This window comes from Streptomyces sp. NPDC052042, assembly GCF_044548345.1.
Classification (GTDB): Bacteria; Actinomycetota; Actinomycetes; order Streptomycetales; family Streptomycetaceae; genus Streptomyces.
The window spans coordinates 52,280-73,377 of sequence record NZ_JBIUBU010000006.1; the positions used below are offsets into that span (position 1 = coordinate 52,280).

General features: G+C 70.7%; 18 protein-coding genes. 12 read left to right on the top strand and 6 right to left on the bottom strand.

Translation table 11 applies throughout. The features are described from left to right. Positions 1-235: 235 nt before the first annotated feature. Entirely contained in the window at positions 236-835 is a 600-nt protein-coding gene (locus ACIHCL_RS13100; RefSeq protein ID WP_399860686.1) for a helix-turn-helix domain-containing protein, read from the top strand. Positions 836-1,196: 361 nt separating this feature from the next. After that, positions 1,197-2,375 (top strand): Cmx/CmrA family chloramphenicol efflux MFS transporter, encoded by a 1,179-nt coding sequence (locus tag ACIHCL_RS13105; protein WP_399860689.1) that lies wholly within the window; start codon positions 1,197-1,199, stop codon positions 2,373-2,375. Between the two features lie 261 nt (positions 2,376-2,636). Here the strand turns inward: ACIHCL_RS13105 and ACIHCL_RS13110 are convergent, their stop codons facing one another. Next, positions 2,637-3,152 carry a GNAT family N-acetyltransferase gene (locus ACIHCL_RS13110; protein ID WP_399860692.1) on the bottom strand — a complete coding sequence of 172 codons (516 nt, stop codon included), beginning with the start codon at positions 3,150-3,152 and terminating at the stop codon, positions 2,637-2,639. A gap of 317 nt (positions 3,153-3,469) precedes the next feature. Then, positions 3,470-3,889, bottom strand: coding sequence for an SMI1/KNR4 family protein (locus ACIHCL_RS13115; protein WP_399860694.1), 420 nt, complete (start codon positions 3,887-3,889; stop codon positions 3,470-3,472). A 1,007-nt stretch (positions 3,890-4,896) separates the two neighbouring features. Here ACIHCL_RS13115 and ACIHCL_RS13120 point away from each other — a divergent pair. The 8 genes from ACIHCL_RS13120 (at position 4,897) to ACIHCL_RS13155 (ending at position 14,791) form a co-directional block, all read left to right on the top strand. Continuing rightward, on the top strand, positions 4,897-5,628 hold the full coding sequence (locus ACIHCL_RS13120; protein WP_399860696.1) for a S1 family peptidase: 732 nt from the start codon (positions 4,897-4,899) through the stop codon (positions 5,626-5,628). Between the two features lie 347 nt (positions 5,629-5,975). Next, the gene (locus ACIHCL_RS13125; RefSeq protein WP_399860699.1) at positions 5,976-6,188 is read left to right on the top strand and encodes a hypothetical protein; all 213 of its coding nucleotides are present in this window, start codon (positions 5,976-5,978) and stop codon (positions 6,186-6,188) included. 87 nt (positions 6,189-6,275) lie between these two features. Then, positions 6,276-6,881 carry a TetR family transcriptional regulator gene (locus ACIHCL_RS13130; RefSeq protein ID WP_399860701.1) on the top strand — a complete coding sequence of 202 codons (606 nt, stop codon included), beginning with the start codon at positions 6,276-6,278 and terminating at the stop codon, positions 6,879-6,881. Between the two features lie 55 nt (positions 6,882-6,936). After that, entirely contained in the window at positions 6,937-8,538 is a 1,602-nt protein-coding gene (locus ACIHCL_RS13135; protein WP_399860703.1) for an MDR family MFS transporter, read from the top strand. A gap of 250 nt (positions 8,539-8,788) precedes the next feature. After that, positions 8,789-10,678: a glycerophosphodiester phosphodiesterase gene (locus tag ACIHCL_RS13140; protein ID WP_399860706.1), complete on the top strand. Its 1,890-nt coding sequence runs from the start codon at positions 8,789-8,791 to the stop codon at positions 10,676-10,678. Positions 10,679-11,097: 419 nt separating this feature from the next. Next, positions 11,098-11,673, top strand: coding sequence for a 2Fe-2S iron-sulfur cluster-binding protein (locus tag ACIHCL_RS13145; protein ID WP_399860708.1), 576 nt, complete (start codon positions 11,098-11,100; stop codon positions 11,671-11,673). After that, entirely contained in the window at positions 11,670-12,662 is a 993-nt protein-coding gene (locus ACIHCL_RS13150; protein WP_399860711.1) for an FAD binding domain-containing protein, read from the top strand. The genes ACIHCL_RS13145 and ACIHCL_RS13150 overlap by 4 nt, the downstream gene beginning before the upstream one ends. Next, entirely contained in the window at positions 12,659-14,791 is a 2,133-nt protein-coding gene (locus ACIHCL_RS13155; RefSeq protein ID WP_399860712.1) for a xanthine dehydrogenase family protein molybdopterin-binding subunit, read from the top strand. The genes ACIHCL_RS13150 and ACIHCL_RS13155 overlap by 4 nt, the downstream gene beginning before the upstream one ends. A 298-nt stretch (positions 14,792-15,089) precedes the next feature. Here ACIHCL_RS13155 and ACIHCL_RS13160 read toward each other — a convergent pair whose 3' ends face one another. The 4 genes from ACIHCL_RS13160 to ACIHCL_RS13175 form a co-directional block, all read right to left on the bottom strand. After that, entirely contained in the window at positions 15,090-15,704 is a 615-nt protein-coding gene (locus ACIHCL_RS13160) for a hypothetical protein (RefSeq protein ID WP_399860714.1), read from the bottom strand. Between the two features lie 588 nt (positions 15,705-16,292). Continuing rightward, complete coding sequence (locus ACIHCL_RS13165) at positions 16,293-16,733, bottom strand: MarR family winged helix-turn-helix transcriptional regulator (protein ID WP_399860717.1); 441 nt, start codon at positions 16,731-16,733, stop codon at positions 16,293-16,295. Positions 16,734-17,170: 437 nt separating this feature from the next. Continuing rightward, positions 17,171-18,535, bottom strand: coding sequence for a radical SAM protein (locus ACIHCL_RS13170; RefSeq protein ID WP_399860720.1), 1,365 nt, complete (start codon positions 18,533-18,535; stop codon positions 17,171-17,173). A 155-nt stretch (positions 18,536-18,690) separates the two neighbouring features. Then, complete coding sequence (locus ACIHCL_RS13175; protein ID WP_399860722.1) at positions 18,691-19,527, bottom strand: pentapeptide repeat-containing protein; 837 nt, start codon at positions 19,525-19,527, stop codon at positions 18,691-18,693. Positions 19,528-19,864: 337 nt separating this feature from the next. On the opposite strand from ACIHCL_RS13175, the gene ACIHCL_RS13180 reads away from it, so the two are divergent. Next, positions 19,865-20,368, top strand: coding sequence for a hypothetical protein (locus ACIHCL_RS13180; RefSeq protein ID WP_399860724.1), 504 nt, complete (start codon positions 19,865-19,867; stop codon positions 20,366-20,368). Positions 20,369-20,516: 148 nt separating this feature from the next. Beyond that, a complete protein-coding gene (locus tag ACIHCL_RS13185) occupies positions 20,517-20,744 on the top strand; it encodes a hypothetical protein (RefSeq protein WP_399860727.1) in 228 nt (75 codons plus the stop codon). Positions 20,745-21,098 lie beyond the last annotated feature (354 nt).

The window sequence follows — 21,098 nt, forward strand, 5'->3', positions numbered from 1 at the left end:
GGAGGCGGACTCAGCGTGGATTCGCCGGACGGCCGCGCCTCGCGGCGGCTCCGGCCGCTGCGCAGGCAAGCGGCCCCCAGGTCGCAGCCCGCCCGCTACTGGGGGGCTGGGTCGGGCTCGGTGTCAGGCAACAAAGACGGGTCTCAGGACCGCGGCGAGGAGCAGCAGTGCCGCGCCTGGCACTGGACCGACAACCTCCGTTGCCATTTCCGGGACGCGCGGGTGGAATGGGGGTATGGACGAACGTTCACCGATCGCCGCCACGCTGGCCCAGGTCGGCTCCCGCCTCAGGCGTATCCGCTCCCAGCGCGGCATGTCCCTGTCGGCGCTGGCCGAGGCCACCGGCATCTCCAAGAGCACACTGTCGAGGCTGGAGTCGGGGCAGCGCCGCCCGAGCCTGGAGCTGTTGCTGCCCATCGCGCAGGCCCACCAGGTACCGCTGGACGAGCTCGTCGGGGCGCCAGAGGTCGGCGACCCGCGGGTCCGCTGCAAGCCCCGCGTCCACAACGGTCGTACGGTGATCCCGCTGTCGACACAGCCGGGGCGCCTGCAAGCCTGGAAGTCGGTCATCCCTGCGGAACACAACCGGCCCGAGCCGGTCACGCACGAGGGACACGAGTGGCTGTACGTCCTGTCCGGGCGGGTGCGGCTCATCGTGGCGGACCACGACCTCATCATGGGGCCGGGCGAGGCGGCCGAGTTCGACACCCGCCTGCCGCACTGGGTCGGCCCCGCGGGCGACTCCCCCGTGGAGGTGCTCAACCTGTTCGGCCCGCAGGGGGAACGGGTGCACGTCCGGGCCAAGCCCCGGTCCCGGGAGGATCCGCCGACCTGACCGGAAGATCCACTTCCTGGACCGCCCTTTCGGGAGGCAGGGCGAGTGGCCGCGTGGGTGCCGGATCAGGGCACGAGCTGCTGGGCTGCCAGTTGCTGTGAGACATGACGCCGGTGGCACAGGCTGACACCTGTGAAAACCAAGGTGCCTTGATGGGCATCGGTCGGGTAGCGTGCGGGCCATGCGGAGTCCTGAATCAGACAAGGTGGGGGCTTTCGGTCACGCCGTCAGCCCCCTGCACCCCTGAGTTCGTAGTCCTGCCGTCCCGCCGTGCTTCTGCGGCCGGACCAGCACGCCTTGGGGCGCTGACCGCGGTGACGAGATGACCTTCTCGTGCTTCTCCTCACCTCGGAGCCACTCGATGCCTCTCCCGCTGTACCTGCTTGCCCTGGCCGTCTTCGCCATGGGCACCTCGGAATTCATGCTCGCCGGCCTCTTGCCGGACATCGCCTCGGACCTCGGCGTCACCGTCGGGACAGCAGGCATGCTCACCTCTGCCTTCGCGATCGGAATGATCGTCGGTGCTCCGCTCATGGCGGCCCTCGCCCGCAACTGGCCCGGACGGGCCGGCCTGCTCGGGTTCGTCCTCGTGTTCTTGGCAGCCCACGCCGTGGGCGCTGCCACCTCGAACTTTCCGGTCCTGTTCGCGACCCGGGTGGTCGCAGCGCTCGCGAACGCAGGGTTCCTCGCCGTCGCTCTCACGACTGCCGCCGCGCTGGTACCTGCCGACAGGAAGGGACGCGCGCTCGCCGTGCTGCTGTCGGGCACCACGGTGGCCACGATCGCCGGCGTCCCCGGAGGGTCACTGCTCGGCACACTGCTCGGCTGGCGGGCCACGTTCTGGGCCGTCTCCGCACTCTGCCTCCCCGCGGCCATCGGCATCCTCACCGGTCTCCCGGCGCGCGGTGTGCGGAAGGACGTGACTGGCGGGCCTGCCTTGCGAGCGGAACTCGCACAGCTGAAGAGTGCGCGGTTGATGCTGGTCATGCTGCTCGGCGCGCTGGTGAACGCGGCAACCTTCGCGAGCTTCACCTTCCTCGCCCCCGTCGTGACCGACACCGCCGGGCTGGGCGAACTGTGGATCCCCGTCGTTCTGTCGCTCTTCGGCGCCGGTTCCTTCACCGGTGTCACCGTCGCCGGACGACTGTCCGACCGGCGCCCCGGCCTGGTCATGGCCGTCTGTGGCCCGTCGTTGCTCATCGGCTGGCCGGCCCTGGCCATGCTGGCCGACAAGCCGACCGCTCTGCTTGTCCTCGTGTTCGCTCAGGGTGCGCTGTCGTTCGCGCTGGGCAGCACGCTGATCACACGGGTTCTGTACGAGGCGGCAGGAGCCCCCACCATGGCCGGCTCCTACGCGACCGCCGCACTCAACATCGGCGCCGCCGTCGGCCCCCTGATCGCCGCGACCGCCCTCGGCAGCGAAGCCGGAAACCTCGGACCGCTGTGGGCAAGCGGACTCCTCGTCGCGGCCTCGCTACTGGTCGCGTTCCCCTCGCGCGGTGTGCTCACGGCCGGCCGGAACAGCGAGCTGCTCCAGTGACGCATGCGGACGTTCTGCATGGGATCCCCGCCCGCCTTCCTCTCCGGCGTCCCGTCCAAGGTCGACGGCACGCCCATTCCGTTGCGGGGATTCCGGACGAGGTCGTGGGCCTTCGACCAGCCCGCCGTCCAACGTTCCGACATGGCCCGCCGGTTCTGGGAGATGGATCCGACGGCTGTCGGCGAGGGGCGGAGCGGCGGTCTCGCGCAGCCGGGTTCCGTCTCATCGAGACCGCCGTGCCACCGCAGCGGCTCGACGCGTTCAGCTCGGTTTCACCAGCCGTGCTTCGAGGAGTTCGATCCCACCCTCTTCATCCGCGCGAGTCGTGCCATCGAGCCGGAAACCCGATCGTTCGTAGAAACGTATTGCCGAAGTGTTGGGAACGTACGCGTACACGCACAACGGGTCGTAGCCCCTCCCCTCGAGATCGGCTACCGCGTGCCCGAAGAGCTGCCTGCCCAGTCCAGTGCCGATGCGCTCGGGCTCGATGTACAGACCGTAAACCTCGGCAGCGCGAGGACCGAGATCCGGATCCTGGTCCTGATCGGCCGGGCCTGTTCGGCAGAAGCCGACTACGGCATCGCCCTCCTGAGCGATCCACAGACGGTGCTCATCGGGGATCTCGGCCAGATATTCGGCCCACTCGTCAGCGTCCTTCACGGGGTCGAGCCCACGAAGATACTCCCGACTCATGAACCCTGCGTACGCCTCTCGCCACGCGCGGACTTTCAGGTCGCCGATGGCCTGCGCATCTCTGAAAACAGCAGAGCGGATCATGGGCCGAGTGTAGGAGGGCCATGGCAGGTTGAAGAACAGATTTTTCGACCGGGCCGACGACGCCGAGCGCTGGGGGGAAGGTCGAGGGACTGAACGGTGGTCACCGCGCGCAGACGGAGGCCGGGGCCAGGAACAGAGGCGTCCGCCCGTTCCGGAGGATGGGCGGCCGGCCGGACGTCGTCACGGCCCCGGGAATGCATGGTGGCGCGTCGGGTGCCTGTGCGGGGCAGGCCGTGCACGAGCTCGGAGCACCGCTCCCGCGTTCCCTCATGGGGCCACGGCCTCGCCGGCGCGCCCCAATCACCCGACACAGCCGTTCAGTCCTCGGTGTGCTCGTCGAGCAGCGCGGCGAATCCCGGAGCGATCACATATGTGCGTCCGGCGTCGTGGTCGTAGCTTGTCACCGGGCCACCGGGGGTGAGCACGAGGGGGTTACCGGCGAGGTCGAAGGACACGACCAGTCCCCTGTCGGTGCCGGGCCACCCATCGCGCCGGAAGCGCAGAGTGAGGTCTACGACGCTCACACGCTCCAGCAGGTCCGAGTTCCGCAGCCCGTATACCGCGACGCCGACGTAACAACCCCCGAAACGCTCGACGAACTCGGCGTAGTCCGGGTCGAGACCGACCCCGAGAGAGGAAAGGGCGGACTCGAGCTCCGTCCGGTCGGTCGGCGTCCCGGCGCCGTATCGCCGGACGGCGCGCTCCAAGCGGTCCAGCAGCGTGGGTTCGAATGGCACATCGTGATCCTAGTAATGCTTGGTCAGGTCGGCTGTGGTGGTGCGTGTCTTTCGGGTTCGTATCGCGTTGAGTGTGTGACTCCGGACGAGATGACTGCGGTGCGTGGTGAGTTGTAGGCGTTCGCGGCGGAGGTGTTCGAGCCGTTCGCGAGAAGCGATCAGCGCCGGTGGGGCCAGGTCTATCCGAGGGGGGACCTGTCCCCGAGTGGTGGACGAAGCGGTGCCCGCCGCCGGGGCAAGGTCGTACGGTTCGGTGCGGGAAGGGCGATGGAGCAGCCGAATCTCGTCGCACCGGCGGATGTCCCCGCGCTTTCTGCGCGCTTCTGGGTGTTGGTGGTGGCCACCGGTGTGACGGCAGGGCTGGCGGGTGCCGCGTTGATGGCGTTGCTGCATGCCACGGCCCACCGGACGTACGGCTACGGAGCGGGGAGCTTCCTGACGGCGGTGGAGCGGGTCGGCGCGTACCACCGTGTGGCGGCCCTGGCCACCGCCGGGGCGGTTGCCGGGATCGGCTGGTGGCTGCTGCGGTGGTGGACCGGACCCGGTGGCTCCGAGGTGAATACGGCGCTGTGGCGGGACGAAGGGCACCTGCCGCTGCGGCGAACGCGGCGACCATGGGTCGCGGCACCCGTTCGACCGGCCCGGCCGGGCAACTCCCCTTCATCACCACCCGGTACGGCGAGCCTCCCGCGACACCGCTTGGCGCGGGCCGAAGGCCATCACGACCGGATGACATTCGAAGACAGTGGAGGTCGCTGTCCGAAGGAGGCCATCGAGCAGCCGGCGGACGAGCCGGCCGGGTTCGTTCGCGCACGGGAGCCCCGTCCGAGGGCTTCCGGCCGCCTCGCGGTCGCACGCACCGGACGATGCCTCTTCCCTGCCGACGCCCACGGGACATAGCGCCGCGGCATACCCAGACGTGAGGTACCCGGCACCGTGCTTCTTCGGGAACCTGGGGCGGTCAACCCCCACAGACACACCGCGTGTGTCCCACGAAACGAGGAAGCATGCGCATATCCAGACTGGTCCCCGCAGTCTCGGCCGCGGCGGTCACCGTCCTCGCCCTGCTCTCCCCCAGCGCCTCGGCAGCCGCAGCGGTCCCCACCCAGGCGGCGCCGGTGACCAAGGCCGTACAGCCCATCATCGGCGGCGGAAACGCCCAGAACGCCCCCTGGGCCGCGCGGCTGTTCTCCAACGGCCGGGAGACGTGTTCGGCCACGATCATCGCGCCGACGTGGATCCTCACGGCCAAGCACTGCGTCACCGGTGGCGGGTTGTCCTTCCGGATCGGCAGCCTCGACCAGCACAGCGGCGGCACCACGGCGAACGGAACTCAGGTCTACACCCACAGCGCCGACCTGGCACTGGTGCGCCTGGATCGTTCCGTCCAGGCGACCTACTCCCAGCTCGGGCAGCCCGGGACGGTCAAGGTCGGGCAGAACGTGCAGGTATGGGGCTGGGGTGCCACCTCGCAGTGCGGCTCCGAGATCAACTGCCAGTCCCGGTACCTGAAGGTGGCCAATGTGACCGTGACCAGCGGCTGCACCGACGCGTACGGTGGTTCGGCGATCTGCGCCCGGCGGGGCGACGGCATCACCGCCGGCGGTGATTCCGGCGGCCCGATGACGCTGGGTGGCGTCCAGGTCGGTGTCGCCTCCACCAGCGACCGCCAGACCACGACGGCGTACACGAACGTCACGGCGTACCGCTCCTGGATCCAGTCGATCGCGGGCGTCTGATCACGCACAAAGCCTTTCGGCCCGTCGAGGCCGCATCAAGGGTCGCCTGATTCTCGCTGGTCCGTGGCGTCCGCACCGCGTGTGCGGGCGCCACGGACCGTTCGGGCTACGCCATGACGACCGCGGCAGAACCGGCGTGTCCTCATCGGTCCGCCGCGGCCGAGAAAGCAGGATCTGAGCGAAACGCGCCGCGGCTGCGGGCTTCTCCATGAGAATCGGCGCGACCGGTGCGGGGCACCGACCTCGATGGGTACGGCGCCGGCCTCCACGGATACGGGGACATCGGCCGGCTCTCGCCGCCACCGGCACGTTCCCCGGACCGTCCGGACGGCCTGGCGGGGCCACCGATGGGCGCCGCACCCCTGGTTGCGGCGCAGCTCGGCCCCGGGCTGGTACTGTTCAGCGCCGACGTCGGTGACGACGTGCCCGCGACCGTGGTCGGCCGCATCGGGATCCGCTTCGGCGGGGATGTCGGCGTGCGTGCGCGGGTCTCCTTCGAGGCGCAGGCGGTCGCCGCGCTTCTGCCCCGCCGCCGGGTACGAGCTGGAAACTCTCTGTGAGCGCCGTTCCGCCTGGCTCGACTCGTCTTCCTTTCTCGGTCGTAAATAATTTTGCACGGCGCGCAAAATTTTCTAGCATGCACGTTTGTGAGTACCGCCGATCTTCCCCTTGGGCTGCGTGAGCGCAAGAAGCGCGCGACACGTGTCGCCCTTGCGGATACGGCGCTGCGCATGGCCGCGGAGCACGGGATCGAGAATGTGACCGTGGAAGCGGTCACCGTCGCGGTCGGCGTCTCGGTTCGCACTTTCTTCAACTACTTCCGATGTCTGGAAGACGCGATCACACGGCCTGACCAGGACAACACCGAGCGGATCCGCCGGGCCGTGTTGGACGCGCCCGAGGAGGTCACGGCAGTCGATGCTCTGCGGGAGGCCATCGCGGGGGAGCTCGCCCACGTCGAGGAGGACCACGAGCGCTGGGAACTCCAATGTGCCGTGCTCAGGAGGAATCCGTCACTGCTGCCGGTTTTCCTGGCCGCCCAGGGCGCTGACGAACGCGCGCTGGTCGGGGCCGTGGCAGAACGTCTCGGCCTGGATCCCGACTCCGACCTCCGCCCCCGGCTCCTCGCTCATGTGACCGTCGCCGCCGTACGCGCCACCGTCGAAGTCTGGGTGGCCTCGGGGCGGAGCCGTGCCTTCGAAAGCATCTATCGCGAGGCGTTCGCCTCGCTGGCCGCCGGTCTGAGCGGCTGAAGCACCGTCCGGGCCCCACCGGGGCCCTTCACCAGAAAACGAGGAACGTCAGCCGATGACCGCTGCTGTCACACCCGATGCAGACGCCACCGGTGTGCCCGACGGGGCCGCACCAGCCATGACGCGCCGGCAGATACTCCAGGCCATGTCAGGGCTGATGGCCGGCATGTTCGTGGCCATTCTGGCCTCCACCGTGGTCGCCAACGCCCTTCCCAGGATCATCGCCGATCTGCAGGGCAGCCAGTCCTCCTACACCTGGGTGGTCACCGCCGAACTCCTGGCGATGACGGCGACCGTCCCCATCTGGGGCAAGCTGTCCGACCTCTACGACAAGAAGCTGCTCATCCAGCTTTCCCTCCTGATGTTCGTCCTCGGCTCGCTCGTCGCAGGCTTCTCCCACAGCGTCGACCTGCTCATCGTGAGTCGTGTGGTGCAGGGCATCGGGGCGGGCGGCCTCACCGCGCTCGCCCAGGTGGTGATGGCCTCGATCGTGCCGCCGCGTGAGCTCGGCCGCTACTCCGGAATATTCGGAGCCGTCTTCGCCGTCGGGACGGTCGCGGGTCCGCTGATCGGCGGTGTGCTCGTGGACACGTCGTGGCTGGGATGGCGCTGGTGCTTCTTCATCGGCGTGCCGTTCGCGCTGCTGGCGATCGTGCTGCTCCAGCTGACCCTGAAGCTGCCCACGGTCCGCAGACAGGTGAGGATCGACTACCTCGGCGCCCTGCTCATCATGAGCGGGGTCAGCGCCCTGCTGTTGTGGGTGACCCTTGCGGGCAACAGGTTCGACTGGCTGTCGTGGCAGACCGCCGCTCTGGTCATCGGCGGTGTGGTGCTGCTGGCCGCCGCAATCCTGGTCGAGGCCAGGGCCGTGGAGCCGATCATTCCGCTGAGCCTCTTCCGCAACCGCACGGTGGCGCTGTCGACCACGGCGAGCATGCTGGTCGGTGTCGCCATGTTCGGCGGCACGGTGTTCCTCTCCCAGTACTTCCAGATCTCGCTCGGCAAGTCGCCGACCGCCGCGGGCCTGATGAGCCTGCCGATGATCCTCGGTCTGATGATCTCCACGACCGTCGCCGGGCAGATCATCGCCTCCCGGGGCAAGTGGAAGGGCTTCCTGATCGCGGGCGGCATCATCATGACGGCGGGCATGGGCCTGCTGGCCACGATCGGCGCGGACTCCTCGTTCGGGACGCTCAGTGTCTACATGGTGGTGCTCGGCGTCGGCGTCGGCATGCTGATGCAGAACCTGGTGCTGGCAGCGCAGAACGACGTTCCCGCGTCCGAGCTCGGCTCGGCGACCTCGGTGGTGTCGTTCTTCCGCAGCCTCGGTGGTGCGATCGGCACCAGCGCGCTGGGCGCCGTGCTCAGCAACCGGGTGACGAGCGAGCTGGAGAAGAGCTTCGGCGGGGCGGGGGGTGGGGGCACCACGCGCAGCGTCCCCGACCTCGCCACTCTTCCCGAACCGGTCCGGCAGGTGGTGGAGCAGGCCTACGGGGTCGCGACCGCGCAGGTCTTCCTGTTCGGCACCCCGTTCGCGCTTCTCGCCCTGATCGCCGTGCTGTTCATCAAGGAGAAGCCGCTGAAGACGCAGAGCGGCTTGGAGCGGCTCGCGGAGGAGAACGCCGCGGCGAAGACGTCGGCCGCGGTGACGCACTGACCACAGCGGTCCGAGGGGAAAGGCCGCCGTTCCCGGAGAGAACCCGCGGGCGTGCGTGATGCCGCGTGAGGGCGGTGGCCGGGCCGGCGACAACGGCGAATGAGGAGGACATGACCAGGTCCTCCTCATTCGCCGTTTTCTGATCCTTTGTGGCCGGGCATCCGGTGCGGCTACAGGGTCCGCGCGCCGTCCAGACTTCGATCCCCTGACCGTCAGAGGCTGTTGATCTTGTGACCGTACGTTTCTGGCCATGTCTCGTCGATCAATACGCGTCGCCTTCGCGCTGCTGACCACAGCCGTACTCGTCCCCCTGTTCGTGGCCGAACCCGCCGGGGCCGGAACCAAGCCGGCCGGCTCCGCCTCGGCCGAAGGCCGGGTCGTCGTCTCGGAGGACTTCTCCGGCACCTCCCTGCCCGCGGGATTCCGGCCCGCGGAGGGCACCTGGGAGGTCAGGAACGGCCGGCTGTACGGCACGTCGGCCGACAGCGACCAGCAGAGCCGGATCACTTTCGGTGAGCACCTCAACGACTTCCGCATCGAGGTGACCGCCCGGTTCGAGTCCGTGAAGGACTCCGCCCGTTGGACCGCGATGGGCCTGGACGTCCCCGCCAACGGCTCCGTGCCGTGGTCGATCGCCACCATGCGCAGCGGCACCACCGCCTCCAACGGCCTGGAGTTCGCGCAGCGCACCACGGCGGGAGCGTGGAACGTCACCGACACCGCCGCCGCTCCCTCAGCGGCCGGAACCGGTCGCAACGTCCGCATCGCCGTGGAGGTGCACGGCACGAAGGCGCGCTGGTTCTTCGACGGCCGCGAGGCCATGCGCACCACCCGGCTCGCCCGCTCCGCCGACGGTGTCGAGGCCCTCGTCGTCAACGGCTCCACCGTCTCGTTCGACGACCTGAAGGTCACCGAGCTCCCCTCCGAGAGCTGGATCCGCCCCGCCGGTTCGCCGATGACCGTGATCGCGCACCGCGGCGCCTCCTCGGCCGCTCCGGAGAACACCCTGGTGTCCGACGAGGTCGCCCGGCGCGGCGGGGCCGAGTACATCGAGAACGACGTTCAGCCGAGCAAGGACGGGGTCCCGTACGTCCTGCACGACAGCACGGTGGACCGCACCACCAACGGCAAGGGCTCCATCCGCAGCCTGACCTCCACCCAGCTCGACGCGCTGGACGCCGGTTCCTGGTTCGGTCCCTCGTACGCGGGCACCCGCATCCCCACGCTGGCCGCGCAACTCGACGACCTGCGGACCCGTGGTGGCGACATGCTGCTGGAGATCAAGGGTGCGCACACCCGTGACGAGGTCGCGGCGATCGTCAAGACCGTCCGGGACCACGGCATGGCCGATCGCGTGTTCGTGCAGAGCTTCGAGGTCGACGCGCTGAAGTACACCTACGAGCTGGCGCCCGAGCTGCCGCTCGGCCTGCTGCGCGGCTCTCTGGACGACGACCCGGTGGCCCTCGCCAAGGAACTCCACCTCGCGTCCTACAACCCGTCGGACGACGCGCTGTCCAAGCGGCCCGGCGTCGTGGCCGATCTGCACCGCGCGGGCGTCGCGGTCATGGTCTGGACGGTGGACAGCCCGGCGCGCTGGCAGGCCCTGGAGACCGGCGGAGTGGACGGCATCATCACCAACCGCCCGGCCGAGCTGTCCGGTTGGAACGCGGCGCAGCAGCAGGAGCGTCCCACGACGCCCTCGGCGCCGACCGTGACCATCGCCTCCCCCGTCGCGGGGACCTCACTGGACCGCTCGCAGACGCCGGTCGCCGCGGTCCAGGCCACCGGGGCCGACAAGGTCGCTCTCACTCTGGACGGTGACGCCGTCACCCCCGGAAAGCCGCTCGACCTCACCGCGCTGGCCGCCGGCGGGCACACTCTGCGTGCCGAGGCCACCGGCCCGGGAGGCACTGCCACCGCCACTTCGGTCTTCACCGTCCGTGCCACCCCGACCGGTCTGGCTCACCTGATCCTGACCTCCGGCGCCGATGCCAACCGGATCGCCACGATGACCACCATGCTGGGCCACGGCCACTACTCCCAGCTCGCCAACTGGGCCGGGCACCAGTCCGGGAACGGCCTGCCGGCCGCCCGTGCCGCGCTGATCGTGGCCGAGGCGCGGGCCCTGGCCGCCGGATAGCGCGTACCCCGGTGTGAGCCTTCCCGCCGGTCGGTGTTCCGGGCGGTTCGTTCCCGCCCACCGCCCTGCGGCCATGGAATCGACGACACTCCGGATAGGGCCCCGGGGGCGCGGCAATCGCCGCGCCCCCACCGGCGTTTCGCACAGCGGGCGATGGGCGCCGGCTTCGCCGTCGAGACCGCCTTGCTGAGCGATCAGCGGTCCACTAGGTTCGACGCCTGCCGGACTGCGATCCGTTCGCGCTCACCGCGGTGTCGGATCCGGCCGGTAGGGCCGACCAGCACCATCGGGATTTCTCACACCTGTACCGCCCACTCGCCCGGACGAGTCCCCCTCCGGTAGGGGCACGTCCCCTTCGGGAGCACCTGGTGGGACCGTCTCGTCCCGGCGCGCGTCCGCCATGCGGAGGAAGGCTGATCATGGCCCCATCGACTTCCAGTGTCATCACCTTGAAGATCAACGGAGAGCAGTACACGTTACCCGTCGACCATCGCACCACGCTGCTCGACGCCCTGCGCGAGCGCCTCGGTCTGACCGGCGCCAAGAAGGGGTGCGACCAGGGCCAGTGCGGGGCCTGTACGGTGCTGCTCGACGGGCGCCGAATCGTTTCCTGCCTGCAGTTGGCGATCGCCGCCGAGGGGTGCGCGATCACCACCATCGAGGGCGTGGCCGATGGTGATCGGCTGCATCCGGTGCAGCAGGCCTTCCTCGATCTGGACGGCTATCAGTGCGGATACTGCACGCCCGGGCAGATCTGTTCGGCACTCGCGGTGATCGAGGAACACGCGGCGGGCTGGCCGAGCGCGGTGACCGGTGACGTCCGGTCCGAAGCGGGAGTTCCCGTGCTCAGCGCCGAGGAGATCCGTGAACGGATGAGCGGCAACCTGTGCCGGTGCGGCGCCTATGTCTCGATCGTGGCGGCCGTTGCGCGGGCCGCCGAGGCGGCCGGGGCGGGAACGGAGCCCGGGGACGGGGTCGAGGAGGCCGTGGCGTGAGGGAGTTCGGGTACGAGCGTGCCGTCGACGTCCCGGGTGCCGTCGCCCTGCGCGGCACCGGCCCCGAGGCCCGCTTCCTCGGCGGCGGTACCAACCTCGTCGACCTGATGAAGGCGGGCGTGGAGCGGCCCGCGCTGCTCGTCGACGTACGCCGGCTCCCCCTCGACCGGGTCGAGTCGACGGCCGACGGCGGGCTGCGTATCGGTGCGACGGTGACCAACAGTGATCTGGCGGCCCATCCGGACGTGCGACGCCGGTATCCGGCGCTGGCGCAGGCCGTCCTGGCCGGAGCCTCGGGCCAGTTGCGCAACATGGCCACGGTGGGCGGGAACCTGCTCCAGCGGACGCGTTGCGGATACTTCACCGATGTCAGCGGTCCGTGCAACAAGCGTTCTCCCGGCAGTGGTTGCCCCGCACTCACGGGTGAGCACCGCAACCACGCGGTCCTCGGCGCGTCCGAGCACTGCGTCGCCGTCCATCCCTCGGACATGGCGGTCGCACTGGCCGCCTTCGACGCCGTCGTCTCGTACGAGACGGCCGATGGGCCGGGCAAGTTGCCGATCGCGGGGCTGTATCCCCCGGTCGGTGACGCGCCGCACGTCGAGACCGCCCTGCCGCCGGGCGCGCTGGTCACCGGTGTCACGCTGCCCCCGACGCCCTCGGCTGCGGCGTCGCGGTACCGGAAGGTGCGCGAGCGCGCCTCGTACGCCTTCGCGATCGGCTCCGTCGCCGCCGCGCTCGATGTCCGGGACGGTGTCGTCCGCGAGGCGCGTCTCGCGTTCGGGGCGGTCGCGTCCCGGCCGTGGCGGGCCCGGGTGGCCGAGCGGGCCCTGGTCGGCGGGCCGGCGGTGGCGGAGGCGTTCGGCGCGGCGGCCGACGCCGAGCTGGCGGTGGCCGAGCCGCTTCCGGGGAACGCGTACAAGGTGGCGCTGATCCGCAATCTGGTCGTCGCCGTGCTCACCGAACTCACCGAGGAGGCCACCCGATGACCGCGACGACCGAGACCGCCGCGCCGACGGGAGCCGTCGGCTCCGCGCACACCCGTGTGGAGGGCCGTGCCAAGGTGACCGGGGCCGCCCGCTATGCCGGGGAGATCCACTTCACCGATCTGGCGCACGGCTGGTTGGTGCTGTCGACGGTGGCCCGCGGCCGTGTCCGCTCCGTCGAGGACGCCTCCGTCCTGGCGATGCCCGGTGTGCTCACCGTGCTGCATCACGGGAACGCGCCGCGCGTCGAGACCGACTACGTGGGCATGCTGGGCCGCCCCAACCCGGTCCTCGGGATCTTCCAGCACGACCGTGTGCCCTTCGTGGGCTGGCCGGTGGCGCTGGTCGCGGCCGAGACCTCCGAGCAGGCCAGGGAGGCAGCCGAGGCGCTGGTGGTCCGCTACGACGTGGAACCGCACGATGTCGCGTTCCACTCCCGACGTGCCGACGCGTACACGCCGGACGCCCATCCGATGGTGACGGTCGAGACGGCGAAGGGGGACGTGGAGGCCCGGCTGGGCGCTTCCGCCGTCGTCGTGGACGAGGAGTACACCACGCCGGAGGAGCACCACCACCCGATGGAGCCGCACGCGGCGACGGCCCGCTGGGACGCCGGACGGCTCGACGTCGTCGATTCCAACCAGGGGAGCACCTGGGTGGCGGGCGAACTCGCCCATCTGTTCTCCCTCGATCCCGCCTCCGTGCGGGTGCGGTCCGAGCACGTCGGAGGTGCTTTCGGTTCGAAGGGGGCCGGCCCGCACCAGGTGGCCGCCGTGATGACCGCGACCGTGCTCGGCCGCCCGGTGCGCGTCGTGCTGACCCGCCGCCAGATGTTCTCCCTCATCGGCTACCGCAGCCCCACGGCTCAGCGGATCAGGCTCGGTGCCGACGCGGACGGCCGACTGCGCGCGTTCGACCACCAGTCGCTGAATCTGACCTCGGCGGTGCACGAATTCATCGAGTCGGGCGCCGCGATGGGGCGCGTGATGTACGACGCCGACGCGCACCACACCCTGCACCGGCTCGTACGGCTCGACGTGCCGACCCCGTCCTGGATGCGCGCTCCGGGCGAGGCTCCGGGTTCCTTCGCCCTCGAATCCGCCCTCGACGAACTGGCGGAGAAGTGCGGCGTCGACCCGATCGCCCTGCGTGTACGCAACGAGCCCCTGACGGGTCCGGTCTCCGGACTGCCGTTCAGCAGCCGCAGGGTGCTCGACTGTTTCGAGGAGGGTGCGCGCAGGTTCGGCTGGGCGGACCGCGACCCGCGGCCGGGCGTGCGCCGCGAGGGGCGCTGGCTGCTCGGTACCGGCACGGCGGCCGCCACCTATCCGTCCGGAGTCGGCGCGGCCACGGCGGCCGTGACCGCCGAGCCGGACGGGACGTTCACCGTGCGGATCAACGCGGCGGACATCGGCACCGGAGCGCGCACCGCGATGGTCCTGGTCGCCGCCGATGTGCTGAGGGTGGCTCCGGACCGTGTCCGTGCGCGGATCGGGGACAGCGACCTCGGCCCGGCGATGATCGCGGGCGGTTCGATGGGGACGCGCTCCTGGGCCTGGGCGGTGACGCTCGCGGCGGAGGAACTGATGAAGCGGCTCGCTCCGGGCGGCGGCGTTCCGCCCGAGGGGGTCACCGCCCGGTCGGACACCGCGGAAGCCGTCGGTACGCTGGCGAAGAAGGAACGGCACTCCTTCGGAGCGCAGTTCGCCGAGGTCGCGGTGGACGTGACCACCGGTGAGGTGCGGGTGCGGCGCCTGCTCGGCGTCTTCGCGGCGGGTACCATCGTCAACCCGCTCACCGCCCGCAGCCAGTTCATCGGCGGGATGACCTGGGGGCTGTCCATGGCCCTCCATGAGGAGGCGGTCAGGGACCATGCGTCCGGCGGGCATGTCGGCGCCGACCTCGCCGGGTACCACTTCGCCACACACGCGGACGTGCCGCTGATCGAGGCGGACTGGGTGGACGACCCGGTGCCGGACGACCCGGTCGGGATGAAGGGCATCGGCGAAGTCGGCGTCGTGGGCGTCGCGGCCGCGATCGCCAACGCCGTGTGGCACGCGACCGGTGTGCGCCACCGGCACCTGCCGCTCCGCCCTGACCGGATCCTGACCGCCGCCCGAGGACGTTGCTGAACACGCCTCGGGCGGGGTCTCGTCACCAGGTGGCGGGGTGGGGTGTGTCCGGCATCGCCGACACGCTCGGCACGGCCGGCAGGACGCGAGCGACTCGCCGCGGTGTCCGCCGCTCGGCGTGACGCGGCGTCGGCGCCCTGCGGGCTTCTCCGGTGCGGGCGGCGGATGCCGGAGCGAGCGTTCCGCGGCTCACTCGGCCGCTTGCCTCTGGTCCTGCGGTTTGTTCCGGTGGTGGAGAGACACACAACCCCGGCCCGATTCCGGCGGGCCGGGGTTGTGTGTGGGGTGGGTGGTCGGGTCAGTCGCGGCCGCCGAAGTCGTCGTCGTAGTCGCCGCCGTATCCGCCGCCGTCACCGCCGTGGCCGCCGTGGTGGCCGTGGTGGTGGTGATGGATCACGCGGAAGCTGCCGACGATCCCGTTGTGGACGTGGACGCCGCCCTTCACGCGGCCCGGGTGGACCCCGTCGCTGGAGCTCCAGGGCCCGACGGTGGCGATGGGGGCGCCGTTGTCGCAGGTGACGCCGCGGAACACCTCGATGGTGCGGTGGCTCTCGTTGCGGATGTTGAGGGTCCTGGAGCCCAGACCGCTGATCACGGTCACGCAGCCGCCGCGCTCGTCGGAGTAGGTGCGCTCGTTGATGTGGATACGGCCGTGGTGGTGCCGGTGGTGGTGGCGGCGCTTCTCGTGTCCGCCTCCGCCTCCGCCGCCGTAGCCCTTGCCCTCGTTGCCCTTGCCCTCGTTGCCCTTGCCGGAGTCTCCGCCGGTGAAGGCCGTGGTGGGGGCGGCCTGCTGGACGATGGGGGCCGCCTGGGCCGGCTCGGAAGTGGCGGCCGAGGCGTAAGTGATGCCGGTGGCCGCCAGGGCCGCCGCGGCCGCGACAGCACCGGTAACAACGGTGGAACGGGTAACCATGTCACTTCTCCTGTCTCAGGGAGGCCGGCTGAGCAGTCGGCCCGTGATTGAACGTACTGACGGTCCCCATACCTGTCATATCGGACACGTTGCCGTGCGGCGCCGGAACGCCCATCGGGGGACACACCGTACGCCGAATGCTATTTCCAGATAATCTGATGATCTCTCAACTGACCTGAATGCAGGCTCTCTTGAGATCCCGTTGGGCTGACTGGGCGACTTCTGGAACCCTGCTCACCCCCGCGGAAGCGTGTCATTCATTGACACGCCCCGAACGCCGAACATCCCGTTTCCACCCAGGGCCCTTCCACCGCGCCCGCAGCCCCGCGCTGCCGCCCGATACGCCCCTCGTCCGGTGACCACCGTCCCCGCCACACGTCGGTTCCGTGCCGTGACGGACCACCCCGCGAGCGTGGGCGCGCCGGGTGCCGCGACGCCATAAAGGCCCCGCACCGGCAGCCAGGGTTCAGGCCGCCTCGACGCCCGGCCCGCAGCAAGGAGACCGGAGGGCCATCACAGCGCCCGAACCACACCGCTGCTATGGGGACGGCCCCGATCCTCAACCGGCGAAGGCAACGACGCCCCGGGTCACCGGCCCACTCCATGGGCGTGGACGCGGCGCAGCAATACGGCCAACTGCTCCTGTTCGGAAACGGTCAAAGGGGCGAGCAGTTCCCGCTGCACGCCCAGCGCCTCGGCCTGCAGGTCCGCCAGCACCGCGCGCCCCGCCGGGCTGGACGTCACGGTCACCCGGCGGCGGTCAGCGGTGTCGCGGGCCCGGTCCACGAGTCCGGCCACCGCGAGATCCTCCACGATCTTGACGATGTCGCTCCGGTCGATCCCCAGCCGCGACGCCAGCTCCCGCTGCACATGGGGGCCGAAGTCCACCAGTGCGGACAGCACGGCCATGTGCCACAGCTTCAGGTGCCGCTCGGCGAGCCTCGCCGCCACCCTGCTCCGTGCGGTCTTTCCGGTCCAGGACAGCAGGTAGGTCGTGAGTCCCAGAAGGCTGGGCGGGGTCTCGCTCATCGCCCTCATCCTAGGAGGGCCCCCACAGTGGCTCCGCACCCACCGCGCGCAGCGGGTCACGGGTGGCGCCCGGTGTGCGCCCGATCACGTGCACCGTCACAAGCCCGCTATGTACCGGGCTCCTGACCGGCCCGCATCGACCGGCCTCGCCGCCGGCCCCGGCGGTTCGCCACGGCCTCCCGGGCCCGCCTCGCCGGTCCCGGCCCGTACCGCCGGGCTCGGCGCACACCGTGCCTCGACGGCCCCGCACGAACCCGTCGTTGCGCGCAGCGGTACGGGGCGGTCGGCGCCGATGGCGAACGGCTCCCCCGCACGGGCCCCTCGCACCCCCGCCGGGGCGTCGAGCGGCCCCGGCGGGAAACGCCCACCACCCCGGCTGCGCGCCGCGTGCTCTGTCTCGCCGAGCCCGGCGAGCCCCTACGGGGTGGGCGGCGAGGCTATGCCTGGCCGCCGTCCGGCTGCGCGGGAAGGCTGTCCATGAACGAGCTGACGGAGAAGACGGCACGGCCGGCACCGGGCGGGCCGTAGCCGGGAGGCGAGCTGAGACCGAACTCCTCCATGGTCGCGCGGTAGGCGTCGAGCAGGCGGATGTGGTACTCCAGCGGTGCCCCGTCCGGATTGGTCTTCCCGAGCGGGGTGGTGGGCTCCGGGCACCAGGTGGTGAAGCGCGGCGTGATGCCGTGCGACATGAAGAACCGCAGCCCCTCCGTGGTCGAATCGATGGCTTCCCTCACCGTGGTGAAGCCGAACGGCGCGGCCATTTCCACACCGGCCACGAAGTTGGGGATGACGTTGCGGGCACCGAACACCTCGGCCGAGTCCAGGATGCGGCGGTGCCACTCGTCGCGGCCCACATAGCGTTCCTTGCCCGGGCAGTAGAGCTCGAAGAGGCGGCGGTCCCACACCTCGTAGTTGGGGTGGTAGATCTGGATGCCGTAGTCGTGGAAACGCTGGACATCCGCCTTGGGCAGCGCCTGGGCGACGACCTTGCCGATCCACCGGCCGGGGAAGCGCTCCTCGATCGCCTTGGCGTACTGCCCGTAGAAGTCGGCCTCGTCGCGGCCTTTGATGTGGGAGGTGATGGCGCCGCCGGTGAGGGTGTACGCGGTGGACGTCCTGGCGGTGTCGTACCTGTCGATGATGGCCAGGGCCTCCAGGACCTCCTCGACCGGCTTCACACCGGTGTAGGGGCGTCCGGCCGCCTTGTGCTGGCGCCAGTTGTGGTTGATGTCGCAGTACTGGCATTCCTCCTTCGCCCCGAAGTACTGGCAGACCCGGAAGACCGTCAGGTAGACGAGGTATCCCCACTGGATCGTGGGGGCGACCTCCATCACGGACTTGCCGTTCTCAAGGGTGTGCCGGTAGTAGTCCGGCATCGGGGGCAGTCCGACATCGGAGATCCGCCGGCCGTCCAGGTACAGCCCCAGCACGCCGTCGGCATCGGCCGCGACGCGGTACGGCGAAGCCGGGTTCACCCGTACCGAGACCACGGTGCGGCGCAGTTCGTACGGGCCTCCGGTGAGCACGATCTCCTCCGGAGGCCGGCGCAGTGCGGCGGCGCCGAGTTCGGGAAGCGTCCCGTGGTCGAACGAGAAGATGAAGTACGACTTCGGCTTGACGTCGCCGGCCTCGTTGTCGCTGAGCGCCGATTCGTCGAACGCCACGCCGCCGCGCAGCAGGTCCTCCTTGATGACGGCTTCCCGGGGTACGTGCGGGAACTGCTCCATGAGCCGCTCGACCAGGCGGGTGCGGCCGCCGTCGGTGGGGCTGTGCTCGGTACTGCGATCGGTACTGCTGGGCATGTACGGGACTCCTCGGGTCCGGTCGATGGCATTCCGGTTACGTCGCACTGTGCAACGAACCGCGGGTGCCGGAGGTGCCCGGCCGCAGTCGGTCTGTCCCCCGGCTGCGGCGCGGCTGGTGTCCGGGCCGTCGGTGGCGCGGTCCGGGTCGGGGTTCAGTCGCTCCAGTGCGCGGGGCGGGCGAGTGTGGGCGGTAGCCTCGTCACCGCATCGCCCTTGGCCGCGTTGAGCTGGGCCTGGGTGAGGAAGAGGCTCTCGGTGAGGTCGGCGGCGGACAGGTCGGCGTCCCGGAGGTCGGCGCCGATCAGGTCGGCCAGCCGCAGGTCGGCACCGGTGAGGTCCGCCGCGATGAGGTACGCGCCCCGCAGGTCGGCACCTCTCAGGTCGGCGCCGCGGAGCCGGGCACCCATGAGGTCCGCGCCGCGGCGGTCGCGCTTCTTGCCCCGGGGCGCGGTGGCCCTCACGTCCCGGCTCACGCGGGACAGGAGTGCGGCGACCTGCTCGCGGTGCGCGGCCACGTCCAGGTCCGCGAGGGCGTCCGCCGGGAGGTGCGTGAGCCGTTCCGTCTCGTCGAGACGGCGCCGGATATCGCGGTGCAGGGCACGGGCCGGTTCCAGGGACAGCGCCTCCGTGAGGTACCACAGGAGTTCGTGGAGCTGCCGCATGACCGGGAACACCTCGAACATCCGCCGGGCGGTGTGCCGGGACCCGCGCCAGTCCTGCCCCGCGAAGGTCTCGCCGGACACCTTCTGCCCGGCCCCGAAGCAGTCGTACACGGTGCAGCCGGAAAAGCCGCGGGGGCGCAGTTCGGTGTGGATGCCGCAGCGGAAGTCCTGCTGAAGATGGCGGCAGGGCTTCCCGGCTTCCTTGTCGATCGCGAAGTCCGAGGACCGGGTGAGGGTCAGCGCGACGCAGCAGAGTGCGAAGCAGTTCGCGCAGTCGGGGCGCAACGCGGCGCGTTCGGCGCCTGGTCCCGGGGCGTTGTCGGGCACGGTGGGTGAATCCTCTGGTACGTGGCTGTCAGACCGTCAACCCTATCGGGGGCGTCACTCGTACGCGCGGGTCCCTGATCGTCACCGGAGGGGCTCTCCGCCAGAGCGTCCGTCTCACCCCGTCCCTCTGGTGGAGGGAACACCTCTTCACGCCCGTACGCACACCGTCTGCCACCCCGCCCCGCCCCGCCCCGGCCGACCCCAGCTCGTTCAGGCACGGGGCCGGATCAGCCCGGACCGTGCGTACGGTCCGGGCGCCCGCCGGTCCCCGTGTCCGTGCGATTGTCGGTGCCGCGTCGCACACTGGCGGCAGTACCGCACGGCGAAGGGGAGGCTGATGGGCATCGGGGACGACCCCGGATTCGAACCGGCCACGGGGGACGGTCCGGCGACGGTGCCGGACGAGCGGCGCGCGGCCTCCGTGCGCACGGCCTTCGAGGGGATGCTGCAGATCCGGCGGCTGACGAACGCGGGGTTCCCGGACCCGGAGGGCGTACCCGCGTCGTGGGAAGCGCACCGTCCGATACGGGCCGTCGCCCTGGCCCTGGAAGCGTCGGGCCTGGCCGCCTCCGCGGTCGACGTTTCCGGCGCGCGGACGGCGACCGGGTACCGCTTGGCGCCGGGCGAGGCGGCAGGCGGTGTGAGGGTCGAATGGCTCGGTCCGCCCGGCAGCGGGGCCGCGCACGCGGAGGCGGAGGAACTGGGCCGGTGCGCGGCCGTGCTGCGGGAGCTGGGCTGGACGGTGCTGCCGTACCGGGGCCCGCGTGGCCGCCGGTATCTGGAGGTCGAGACGCCGGCCGGACCGCGGGGCCGGGAGGGCGGACCGGGCACGGGGCGATAGCGGTGCGCCGCGCCCCATGGGCTTCCGGGGCGTTCGAAGCCGTGCCCGGCGCCGTCCGGCAGGCGCCTGGCACCGCACCGCGCGGGAGGGGTTGTCAGACCCGTGCGGAATGCTGATGGTCCGACACCTCTGAGCGGGAGATGCTGAGATGCGCAATGACGAACTCGCCGCGGCCCAGGCGTACGTCCGACTTCTGGAGGCCACTCGGGCGGCGCTGGCGGATCCCGAGGACGGTCCCTCGTACGTGCCGTTGCTCGCCTCGCCGATCGCGGAGGCCGATGGCGCGCTGGACCGGGCGGGACTGCGCGGGAACGAGTCGCGGTTCTTCGACCTCGTGCGGCTGCTCCGGCCGGGCGTGCCGAGCAGCGGTCACTGAGCGGACCGGCCGGGCGGTACCACCTTCCCGGTCGCTCCTCGCCGCCGGGCCACCGCCTCCCCCGTCCCACCGACGGGCCTGGCGAGGCCGGCCGTCTTCCTGCCCGCGTTCTTCACCTCTCGGCATCCTTGCGCCACCCTGCCGGTACAGGCCCAGGAACGAAGCCGCGGCCACCGTTCTCGACAGGCACACGTCCATCTACCGGCCGACCGGTACGACCATGTCATTTCACCCTGGGCTGCCGCTACGCCCTCGGGGTCACCGCCCTCACCGATTGAATTGATTCACTCCAACGACATCCGCCCCCTCGGCTCACACCAGGGCGCTTCGGCAACTTCCATCCTTGATGCCATC